The 11543-nt window shown below is 40.7% G+C and carries 12 protein-coding genes; all 12 read left to right on the top strand.

Features of this window, described 5'->3' with window-relative positions; all coding sequences use genetic code 11:
* Positions 1-12: 12 nt before the first annotated feature.
* The 12 genes from mgsA (at position 13) to ACFQWC_RS03640 (ending at position 11531) form a co-directional block, all read left to right on the top strand.
* Positions 13-420 (top strand): methylglyoxal synthase, encoded by a 408-nt coding sequence (gene mgsA / locus ACFQWC_RS03585; protein WP_299737939.1) that lies wholly within the window; start codon positions 13-15, stop codon positions 418-420.
* 1 nt (position 421) lies between these two features.
* Positions 422-1123, top strand: a complete 702-nt coding sequence (gene bshB1, locus ACFQWC_RS03590) for a bacillithiol biosynthesis deacetylase BshB1 (RefSeq protein WP_299737937.1) — start codon at positions 422-424, stop codon at positions 1121-1123.
* A gap of 4 nt (positions 1124-1127) precedes the next feature.
* On the top strand, positions 1128-2249 hold the full coding sequence (bshA, locus tag ACFQWC_RS03595; protein ID WP_299737935.1) for an N-acetyl-alpha-D-glucosaminyl L-malate synthase BshA: 1122 nt from the start codon (positions 1128-1130) through the stop codon (positions 2247-2249).
* Between the two features lie 44 nt (positions 2250-2293).
* Positions 2294-3490, top strand: coding sequence for a CCA tRNA nucleotidyltransferase (locus ACFQWC_RS03600; RefSeq protein WP_377106069.1), 1197 nt, complete (start codon positions 2294-2296; stop codon positions 3488-3490).
* On the top strand, positions 3475-4458 hold the full coding sequence (locus ACFQWC_RS03605) for a biotin--[acetyl-CoA-carboxylase] ligase (RefSeq protein ID WP_377106071.1): 984 nt from the start codon (positions 3475-3477) through the stop codon (positions 4456-4458). Before ACFQWC_RS03600 ends, ACFQWC_RS03605 begins: the two co-directional genes overlap by 16 nt.
* Before the next feature lie 273 nt (positions 4459-4731).
* Positions 4732-5571, top strand: coding sequence for a 3-methyl-2-oxobutanoate hydroxymethyltransferase (gene panB / locus ACFQWC_RS03610; protein ID WP_299737930.1), 840 nt, complete (start codon positions 4732-4734; stop codon positions 5569-5571).
* Positions 5568-6437, top strand: a complete 870-nt coding sequence (gene panC, locus ACFQWC_RS03615) for a pantoate--beta-alanine ligase (protein WP_299737928.1) — start codon at positions 5568-5570, stop codon at positions 6435-6437. Before panB ends, panC begins: the two co-directional genes overlap by 4 nt.
* Positions 6430-6813, top strand: a complete 384-nt coding sequence (gene panD / locus ACFQWC_RS03620; protein ID WP_299737926.1) for an aspartate 1-decarboxylase — start codon at positions 6430-6432, stop codon at positions 6811-6813. The genes panC and panD overlap by 8 nt, the downstream gene beginning before the upstream one ends.
* A 116-nt stretch (positions 6814-6929) precedes the next feature.
* Positions 6930-9731: an ATP-dependent DNA helicase DinG gene (gene dinG, locus ACFQWC_RS03625; protein ID WP_377106074.1), complete on the top strand. Its 2802-nt coding sequence runs from the start codon at positions 6930-6932 to the stop codon at positions 9729-9731.
* 76 nt (positions 9732-9807) lie between these two features.
* Positions 9808-10653, top strand: coding sequence for a hypothetical protein (locus ACFQWC_RS03630; protein ID WP_299737922.1), 846 nt, complete (start codon positions 9808-9810; stop codon positions 10651-10653).
* A 218-nt stretch (positions 10654-10871) separates the two neighbouring features.
* Positions 10872-11042: a YpmA family protein gene (locus ACFQWC_RS03635; protein ID WP_082051082.1), complete on the top strand. Its 171-nt coding sequence runs from the start codon at positions 10872-10874 to the stop codon at positions 11040-11042.
* 12 nt (positions 11043-11054) lie between these two features.
* Positions 11055-11531 carry a cell wall elongation regulator TseB-like domain-containing protein gene (locus tag ACFQWC_RS03640; RefSeq protein WP_341356534.1) on the top strand — a complete coding sequence of 159 codons (477 nt, stop codon included), beginning with the start codon at positions 11055-11057 and terminating at the stop codon, positions 11529-11531.
* Positions 11532-11543 lie beyond the last annotated feature (12 nt).

The following is an 11543-nucleotide window of genomic DNA, read 5'->3' on the forward strand; positions in this document are numbered from 1 at the left end:
AGGGTGAGTGTTATGAATATCGCATTAATAGCTCATGATAAGAAAAAAGATGATCTGATTCGTTTTGTATTAGCTTATAAGCCGATAATTGAGAAACACGCTCTTTTTGCTACAGGGACAACGGGAAAGAGAATTGGAGAAGAAACGGGATTATCTGTCCATCGTTTCCGGTCAGGTCCCCTGGGAGGAGACCAGGAAATAGGCTCGTATATTGCCAATAATAATATGGATCTTGTTCTGTTTTTTAGAGATCCTTTAACAGCTCAACCCCATGAACCAGATGTATCTGCCCTCATCAGACTGTGTGATGTATATTCAGTCCCATTAGCAACGAATATGGGAACAGCTGAAGTACTGGTGAAAGGGTTGGATAGAGGGGATATCGAGTGGCGAAGTGTGGTAAAGGATAAGGAGGAGTAACGTGGATCAACAAGTTGACATCCTTGCATTCGGAGCTCATGCCGACGATGTGGAGATCGGAATGGGCGGCACCCTTGCAAAATATGCAGCTGAAGGAAAGAAGATTGTGATTTGCGATCTGACAGAGGCAGAACTTTCTTCAAATGGGACGGTTTCTTTACGAAAAGAGGAAGCAAGATCAGCTGCACGCATATTGGGTGCCAGCAAGAGAGAAACCCTGGATATTCCTGATAGGGGAATTTACATAACAGATGAAAATATTCAGAAAGTGGTTAACGTGATCAGAATGCACAAACCGAAAGCGGTATTTGCTCCATATGATCAGGATCGTCATCCTGATCATGGAAATGCGGCACGCTTGATTAAAGAAGGTTTTTTCTCAGCTGGAATTAGGAAGTTCCATTCCGCAAGCCCGGCCCATAAAGCGGATAATCTGTATTTTTATATGATCAACGGTTTTCACAAACCTCAATTTGTAGTGGACATCGAGGCACATATGCATACGAAGATTCGTAGCTTAGAAGCATATTCGAGTCAGTTTACCCAAGGATTTGAAGGAGTGTCTACTCCTTTGACAGAAGGGTACATTGAAGCGGTTGAAGCAAGGGAGCGAATGATGGGGAAAGAAGCCGGATTACGATATGCTGAAGGATTCTTCTCCTATAATACCCTTATATTGCATCATGATTTGTTAGGAGATTAATGGTATGAAAATGAAAATAGGAATTACCTGCTATCCCACCGTTGGTGGCTCAGGCGTAGTAGCTACGGAACTGGGTAAATTATTAGCAGAGAAAGGCCATGAAATTCACTTTATTACCTCGAGCATTCCATTTCGGTTAAATAAAATGTATCACAACATATACTTTCATCAAGTGGAAGTGAGTCAGTATTCAGTTTTTCAATATCCACCTTACGATATAGCACTGGCGAATAAAATGGCAGAAATTATAGAACGTGAGAAACTGGACATTCTTCATGTGCATTATGCGATCCCACATGCAGTCTGTGCCATTTTGGGTAAGCAAATGTCAGGTAAAGATGTAAAGATTGTTACCACCCTGCACGGCACCGATATTACCGTACTTGGTTATGATCCTTCTTTAACAAAAGCGATTCGTTTCGGTATTGAAAAGTCTGATGTTGTCACTGCGGTTTCTTCCGCTTTGGTGAAACAAACCAATGATTTAATCCAACCGGATAAAGAAATTCAAACGGTCTATAATTTCATAGACGAGAGAGTGTATAAGGCGGTAGATTCTCAGCATCTTAGAAATGAATATGGAATTAAAGACTATGAAAAGGTCATTATCCATGTTTCCAACTTTCGCGGCGTGAAAAGGGTAACAGATGTTGTAGCTGCATTCAACCTTATACAAAACGAGATTCCCGCCAAACTTCTCCTTGTTGGGGACGGACCTGAAATGACGGTGATTTGCAAACAGGTGAGAGAACTCGGATTAGAGGATCGAGTCCTGTTCCTTGGAAAACAGGATAATTTAGAAGAACTTTATTCGATTAGTGATATTAAGCTGCTGCTTTCAGAAAAAGAAAGCTTTGGATTGGTAGCCCTGGAGGCAATGGCTTGCGGCGTGCCGAGCATTGGGACGAATGTAGGAGGCATTCCTGAAGTAATTGAGGACGGATACAATGGCTTTATATGTGAAATCGGGAACGTCTCTCAGGTTGCAGAAAAGTCGTTGGAATTACTGACAGATGAGAAGCTTCATAATGAACTCTCGCGGAATGCACTACAAACGGCGAGAACTAAATTTCACTCCAGCAAGATTGTCAAAGAGTATGAACAGATCTACCAAGAGCTTCTATAATAAACAGTCGGAAGGTAAAGATCTGAGTAAAGCAGGTGTAAAAAATGTTACCGTCTATATTTCAAGAAGCCGTACCAGTTTTAAAGAAAATTGAAAGAGCAGGGTTCGAAGCATATTTCGTTGGAGGCTCTGTTAGGGATTACTTGCTGAATAAGCCCATTAATGACGTAGATATCGCGACGTCTGCCTATCCTCAAGAATTAAAGGAGATCTTTCCGAAGACGATTGATATAGGTATTGAACACGGAACCATCCTGGTCATTGATGATGGAAGGGAATATGAAATCACTACATTCAGAACAGAATCTACATATGCTGACTTTAGAAGACCAGATAAGGTGGAATTCATCCGTTCATTAGAAGGGGATCTGGAGCGCCGTGATTTTACGATGAATAGTATCGCAATGGATGGACGGGGTAGGATATTTGATCCTTTTAATGGACGGGAAGACATACATAACGGAATGATCAGAACAGTGGGATCACCGGATTTAAGGTTTACAGAAGACGCCCTTCGTATGATGAGGGGAGTCCGCTTTGTCAGTCAATTAGGCTTCAAGATCGAGTCTGGGACACTGAATGCTTTAAAGGAGCACTCCAAACTGCTAAAGCATATCGCCGTTGAAAGAAAAACGATGGAATTCGAGAAGATCGCCGGAGGTAAATGGAAACGAAAAGCGCTCACCCTCCTTGTTCGTACCAACCTATATACTGAACTCCCTCATTTCACTCAACATAAAGATGCTCTTCAACAGGTTGCGGATCTTCCACAATTAGAAGGCATAAATAAGGACCAAGTATGGTTACTTCTTTTAGCATGCATTGGGGATCCTGATCCCCAGGGATTTCTTAAAGGCTGGAGACTCCCGACGAAAACAGTAAGGGATCGTTCAAATGAGCTTGAAATTCTTCAGTTAAGAAGGAAATCCGGCTGGTCTAAGCCTTTACTTTATCGTGCAGGTTTGGAAGCAGCCATTAACGTTGAGAAAGTCTATGAATGCATAGAATCCACACCGGTTTCTTCTGTAGAAGCGGTGAAGGAAGAATATCATTCTTTAGCGATTACATCGAGACAGCAGCTGGATGTAACAGGAAATGACTTGATGACATGGGCAAACAAAAAGGGTGGTCCATGGATGAAGGAACTTTTGGCTGAAATTGAATCCGCGATTATAACTGGAACAATTAATAACGATAAAGAAGCGATTAGGAGGTGGCTACAGACATGCAATCGACTATAAAGAAGAAACTGCTTCACGCTTTGTCTGAATCGGATCAGGATTTTCTATCCGGACAAGCATTGGCTGAAATAGCAGGATGTTCAAGAACGGCCATTTGGAAGCATATTGAAGAACTTCGTAAAGAAGGTTTTGTGTTAGAAGCCGTAAGAAAAAAAGGATATCGCATTATTGAAACCCCTGATAGTGTGACAGAAAGTAAGATCCGATTGGGATTACAAACGAAAACGTTAGGCAGAGTGATCCACTATGAGGAGTCAGTTCAAAGTACACAGCGCATCGCTCATGTGCTTGCGGGCGACGGAGCTGCAGAGGGTACGTTAGTCATTGCTGACGAACAAACAGCCGGAAGAGGAAGGTTAATGAGAGAGTGGCACTCATCAAAGGGAACGGGAATTTGGATGAGTCTGATCTTAAAACCCCTTCTTCCACCCCAAAAGGCCCCGCAGTTTACGCTCATTACTGCAGTTGCCGTCGTTCAAGCGATCGAAGAAGCAACAGATCTTCATCCCCAAATCAAATGGCCGAATGATATTCTTATTGACGGAAAGAAAGTGACGGGAATATTGACGGAACTGCAAGCGGAATCTGATAAAATAAATTCCATTATCATTGGTATCGGCATGAATGTAAATCACACAAAGGAACACTTTCCTGATGAACTTCAGACGATTGCAACCTCACTGGCCATTGAACAAGGAGATACCCTTTCAAGATCAGAAATTGTTCAAAAGGTGTTAGAACGAATTGAAGCCCTTTATTCTATCTATATGAAAGAAGGTTTTACACCGATCAAGCTGTTATGGGAGAGTTATGCAATCAGTATCGGGAAGAAAATCCGTGCCCGTACCATCAATGGAACGATTGAAGGTAGAGCATTAGGAATAACGGATGAAGGAGTTCTAAAGATTGAAGACACAACAGGAACCGTTCATCAAATTTATTCAGCGGATATTGAAGTGAATATTTAAGGGGAAACGAGGTGGATGCTAAACGATTACTTCCATCTCGTTTTTTTATGGTATAATCTCATTGGGCAGTATCCTTGGAACTGCACCTCTACGCACGTTCAGCTTTTAATACAATTTCTGCCTTGATCCATTGTGGACTGGGACAGAGGGTCGAAACAATGATACTAAACACTTATGATCCTTCTGTCATTTATTCAGAAGGTTTTTTTATTTCTATAATGAAAGTGCTTTCATTTCGTTTCGTCACCTCTGACTGAAAAGAAGGAGGACATTATGAAACAAACAACAGATTTTCTTAAGATGAAGAATAAGAGAGAAAAGATTTCAATGCTTACAGCGTATGATTTTCCAAGTGCCAAGATAGCAGAAGAAGCGGGTATTGATGTCATTCTTGTAGGTGACAGCCTCGGAATGGTGGTATTGGGTTATGACTCAACGGTACCAGTTACAGTTGAAGATATGATACATCATACGAAAGCCGTAAAAAGAGGGGCAAAAAATACCTTTATCGTCACCGATATGCCGTTTATGTCGTACCACTTGTCCAGAGATGAAACTCTTAAAACTGCGGCACAGATTCTTCAACAGGGAGGATCTCACGCTGTGAAGGTTGAGGGGGGAGATCATGTGATCGATCGTATTCATTCCCTAACGAGCGCCGGCATACCCGTTATGGCTCATTTAGGTTTGACCCCTCAATCCGTCGGTGTCCTTGGAGGATATAAAGTACAAGGGAAAACAGCCGACACAGCCAAAAAGTTGATCGATGATGCCATTAAATGTGAACAGGCAGGTGCTTTTTCACTTGTATTAGAGTGTGTACCAAAGCAAATAGCCAAAGAGATTTCAGAAGCATTAACGATACCGACGATTGGTATTGGGGCAGGCAGTGAAACCGATGGGCAAGTGTTAGTGTTCCACGATCTTGTAACATACGGAGTGAATCGTGTGCCTAAGTTTGTCAAACAATACAGCAACGCGTCAGAAGTCATTCATAACAGCATAAAAACCTATATAGAAGAAGTTAAAGGGGGTAGCTTCCCGACAGAAGACCATTCCTTTACGATGCGTGATGAAGAATTGGATGCTCTCTATGGTGGAATGAAAAAATGAAAGTGATTACGAAAATACAAGATCTGCAGCGTATGATACAACAAGTAAAGAATTCAGGATCCTCTATCGGTTATGTTCCTACAATGGGATACCTTCATGAAGGGCACTTGACTCTAGCGGAGGAAGCCAGGAATAATAACGATACTGTCGTGATGAGTATCTTTGTAAACCCCCTGCAGTTCGGTCCGAATGAAGACTTCGACCGCTACCCCCGTAATGTTGAAAGAGATACAGAATTAGCAAAGAATGTTGGGGTTGATATACTCTTTATTCCTGAAGTAGATGAAATGTATAAAGGGGAGCAATCTGTTACCATGAGTGTGATAGAGCGGGTAGAAGTACTGTGCGGACGAAAACGGGAAGGGCATTTTGACGGAGTGGTAACCGTTTTGACTAAATTATTTCACCTTATTCAGCCTACCAGAGCGTATTTCGGACTGAAGGATGCCCAGCAGGTTGCAGTAGTGGAAGGGTTAGTAAGCGATTATTTCTTTCCGGTTGAAATTGTGAGGGTACCAACAGTGAGGGAAGAAGATGGGTTGGCCAAGAGCTCAAGAAATGTCTATCTCTCAAAAGAAGAAAGAAGGGAAGCTCCTTCTCTTTATCAAAGTCTGGAAGAAGCAAAAAATCGTATTGAAGATGGGGAGCGGGATCCCGATTCCATTATTTCTATGATTTCAAAGAACGTCCAAGAAAACACATCCGGGGAAATCGATTATGTGGAAGTGTATTCCTACCCTGAGCTAACGGAACTGACTAGCGTACATGGGGAAATCATTATCGCTCTGGCAGTTCAATTTCAACAGGCCAGATTAATTGATAATATAATCATCAGTGTAGAACCAGAGGAGGATTCAAATGTATAGAACGATGATGAGTGGTAAAATTCACAGAGCGACTGTAACAGAAGCGAACTTGGATTATGTAGGGAGCATTACAATCGATCAGGATATATTAGATGCAGTTGGTATGATGGCGAACGAAAAGGTCCAGATTGTAAACAACAACAATGGAGCCCGCTTGGAAACCTACATTATCCCAGGTGAAAGAGGGAGCGGAGTCATATGTTTGAACGGAGCTGCTGCAAGACTTGTGCAAAAGGGTGATATTGTCATCATCATATCATATAAGATGGTAGCAGAAGAAATGGTCCATGAACATATCCCGAAAGTAGCCATCATGGGAGAAAAGAACCGTATCATAGATATGATCGGAACAGAACCTGAAGCGACTATACTATAAAAGAAATCGGCAAGTCTTCTAATTTGTGAAAAGGAGACTTGCTTTTTTGTTTATGGTACACTTATTTAGAAATCATAAGAGAATGATGTAGGATTTATATAAAGGCAGTGAATAACATGTACCCATTTAAACTGGTTGTTATCGATCTTGAAACAACAGGAAATTCTCCTAAAAAGGGAGAAAAAATCATCCAACTATCAGCGGTTATTATAGAAGGCGGAAAAATCATTGATCAATACACATCATTTGTGTCACCTGGAAAACCGATTCCTGCTTTTATTGAGGAGTTAACGGGGATCAATGATGAAATGGTAAAGGACGCTCCAGCTTTTCATGAAATTGCACCAAAAATACTTGAGTTGCTGGATCATGGCGTTTTTGTTGCTCATAACGTTCAATTTGATCTTTCATTCCTTCAAGCAGAACTGGAAGAGGCAGGCTATAATCCATTTACGGGACCTGCCTTTGATACAGTAGAGTTAGCAAAAGTGGCTTTACCATCGGCAGATAGTTTTAAATTGACGGAACTGTCCAATTCATTGGATTTAAGCCATGTAAGGCCTCATCAGGCAGACAGTGATGCCTATGTGACAGCCGAAATTCTTCTATATTTTATTGAAGAATTGTCAAAGCTGCCATTAGTCACACTCGAGAAGCTTTACAAGCTTTCTCATCATTTGAAAAGTGATCTCTCCTTATTGTTTGACAGTATTGTGAGTGAGAAACAAAAACACGTAGAAGACCTTCCACCACAGTTAGAGGTGTATCGAGGACTGGCTCTTCTGAAGAAAGCTGCTTCAATGAAAGATGAATCACCTATTGAAGAGCTCCATTTTGATGAACCCAATATAGAAGAGCATTTAGCAAAGCATGTCCCCTTCTATGAGAAGAGAGAACAGCAAATGGTCATGATGAATGAGATTCAACATGCTTTTCATGAACGCCGCCATGTGGTCATTGAAGCAGGAACAGGGGTTGGGAAGTCACTGGGCTACTTATGGCCTGCGGTCATGTTTGCCAAGACCTCTCATGAAAGAGTGGTCATCAGTACATACACCATCCAATTGCAAGAGCAATTGCTTCATAAAGAAATTAAATTATTGGAAAAAATAAGCCCTATCCCATTCAGAACCGTCCTGCTAAAAGGGAAAAACCATTACATAAACCTGTTTAAGTTTGAACAGTCTCTCCGTGAAAAGGAGTCTCAATATGATGTAGTTCTAACAAAAATGCAGATTTTAGTATGGCTGACACGAACAGAGACCGGTGATATGGATGAACTTAACCTCACATCGGGAGGGCAATTGTTCTGGAATCGTTTAAAACATGATGGCTGGCACCTGCCTCATACAAAGGATCCTTGGATAGGGAAAGATTTCTATCTCTTCGCAAGAAGGAGTGCTCAAGAAGCAGATATCATCATTACGAATCACTCAATGCTTCTGAGTGATATGGTGAATGATAGCAGCATGCTTCCTCCTTATGATTACTTAGTAATAGATGAGGCTCATCATCTGGAGAAGTCAGCAAGACAGCATCTTGGAGTCGTTATGGATTATCTCTCGATTAAGTTTAGTACTTCCCAATTAGGGACACTGGTCCAAAAACAGTTGTTTTATCGTCTGGATCAGCTTATTTCCAGTCACTCAGTTCAAATGAATACACATTCATTTGAATTGGACTCTCGTATTGCCCAGTTTTACGATGACTTAGAAGAGGCCATTGGAGTGTTAACGAGCGTTTTCTATAAGAAAGCCAAAAAGAGAACCGGGGTACAAAAAATACAGCTGAGAATTACGGATGAAATGAAGAAGAGCAGCTACTTTCAACCTGTTCTCATGGCCATGGAACGAGTCGTATCAGGGATGAAGTTTGTAGAAAGAGAGTTCCAGCAGGTACTCGAGACAATCAAGGATAAGAAAATAAAACTCCTTGATAAAGAAAAAGCCTTAATTGAAGAATTCTACAGCTTTTTAGTGGATTTTACAGAGTTGAGAATGAATTTTCAAACGGTATTTTTAAGAGAAATGAACAACCACGTTCTGTGGCTTGATGGAGACACAAGGTCATTACCAAACAGTCTTTCTATTCAAGCTCAACCTGTTACCGTCGATCGCAAGCTTCATGATGAGATTTTTGCCAAAAAGAAAAGTGTGGTCCTGACTTCAGCTACCCTTACCGTCAGCGGGTCTTTCAATTACTTCATAAACGAGATTGGTCTTGTCGACCAGGGGATAAAACAGGTACAGCTTACTTCTCCATTTGACTACAATGAAGTTTCAAGATTATTCGTCCCAACAGACGTCCCTGAAATACAGCAAGTTCAAAGCGAAGAATATATTGAAGCAATAAGCTCTCATTTAATAGGGGTGGCACAAGCGACGAAAGGTCGAATGCTCATTTTATTCACCTCTTACGATATGTTAAGGAAAACGTATGAGTTGATGAAAGAAAGTGGTTTATTAGAGGAATATGTATTAATGGCCCAAGGAATCACCTCAGGAAGTCGCACACGACTGACAAAGAATTTCCAGCGATTCGATAAGGCTATTTTATTTGGAACGAGTAGTTTCTGGGAAGGTGTAGACATTCCAGGAGAAGACCTTTCTTGTCTTGCCATGGTCAGACTTCCATTTTCTCCACCAGACGAGCCTGTCAATCAGGCAAAATCAGATATTTTGAAGGCTCAAGGGAAAAATCCATTTTCTTCTCACTCTTTACCTGAAGCCATTATTCGGTTCAAACAAGGGGTAGGAAGGCTGATTAGAAGAAGCAGTGATCGTGGAATCGTAATTGTGTATGACCGCAGAGTAATGACGACAAGGTACGGAAAGGCTTTCCTGCAGTCCATCCCTTCAATGGAAGTAAAAGAAGGGGATTTATTTGATTTGGTTTCATGGATTGAAGATTGGCTCTAAAACAGATTAAACTTCAGTGATAAATTTTACTCTTTAACACAACCTAAAGAGTAGATGTGAAACTGGAGGATTGAAAATGAGAGTAATCTTAACGGCAATGCTATCTTTTCTCCTTGTCATTTCAAATGCCTATGGAATGAAAGTGCCTCAGGTGGATTTACATGTATCACATGAGGAGTATGCGATTAGTTTTCTTCCTGTTATAAAAGGAGAGGTAGCTGTTCTTCATTTAGCTTCTGGGGAAAATTATTTAATCAATACCGGACCTCTTCAGGAGAGAAATCAGTTATATTATTATTTGAATCAAATTCATATTAACAACATCAAGGGAATCATCATCACGGAAAAAAGAGAAGTGCATGAGGATATGATTGCTGAGTTAGGGGAGAAGTACTCTATTGAAGAAATAATAGTGGGCAGATCTCTAGCTAAAGCTATACCGGAAAAAGGATCCTATACCATACACACCATTCAAGAAAATCAGTCTTACTCACTTTCGAAAGAGTTGGCGCTAAATGTAATGCATGAAGGCAATGAGAAACGAGAAGGATTAGACTTTTCCATTACCTTTTATCATCATCGCTTTTTGTGGCTGAGCTCACAAACATTGCATTCTGAAGAGGTTTTACTGACAAAACCCCTAAAGAATGTCAACATTGTGAAAATACCTCTTCATTCTAAATCTGAAAACATGTCCCATAGTCTTCTGAGGCATATCGATCCTCAAACGGCATTGCTTTATCGTTCTAAGGAAAGGCTTCTTAATGGTGAAATGCTCGAAGCGATCAACGAGGCGTGGATTGACCTGTATCTGACAGGCCAGCATGGATTGATTGCCATTAAATTTAATAAGAGAAACTACGAAGTGCTGACTTTTGATCAAGAAGATGGAGTGTTTAAAGAAGATGGCCATACAAACTAACCCCATTAAAAAGAAGGGCTGACAATTCTGTCAGCCTGAGTGAGTGTGGATTAGTATATAGTTTTTGTGATAACCTCTACCATACTAGCCTTTAATGTTGTTATAATGTGTGTAGAGTTTCTTACTCATAGTGTGGCGAATCGTAATGTCACTATGAGTAGAAAAAAATGTTTTCTAATAAGGGAACACCATTGTAAGCGGGTAAAAGGAGGAACACCATGGAGAGCCGAATTGAAATTCTTTCCACTGTTCGTATCGAATATACGGATAACTTATATAAAGTAGTTGATACACTGAATAGAACCTTAAAAAAAGATGATTATATGTTTGGTTTAGCCTTAGATCCGGAAGATCAGAATCAAGCAGTATTAACAATTTATCGTACATAAAGAGTGATTGTAATGAAAAAATGGATAACGATTATCGCACTATTGTTCATTGTCCTTGGGATAACGGCTTCGGTCGTAATTTATCAAGTTTCCCGGAACCCATTGGATAATCAGGCTGAGAAGGCTCTAAGTCGAGTGAAAGCTGAAACGGCTATCGTCGATGTTGAAAGCACAAGCTTCTACAACGGCTCTAAGTCATATGTTGTGGTGACAGGTAAGGATGATCAAAACGAGAAGCTCGTCGCTTGGATACCCAATAAAAAAGGGAAAATAATTGAGAAAAAATGGGCAGATGGTATTTCAAAAGAACAGGCAATCAATAAACTAAATGATGAAAAGCAGCCGAAAGAATTGTTATCAGTCCGTTTAGGATATGAATCTGTCGGGCCTGTTTGGGAAATTACCTATTTAGATCAACAAGACAATTTAAATTATTTTTACCTGCTGTTTTCTACTGGAGAATGGTGGAGGAAAATAGAAAATTTATAATCAACTCTAGGG

Origin of the sequence: Rossellomorea sp. GCM10028870, from assembly GCF_042666755.1 — a bacterium.
Classification (GTDB): domain Bacteria; phylum Bacillota; class Bacilli; order Bacillales; family Bacillaceae_B; genus Rossellomorea.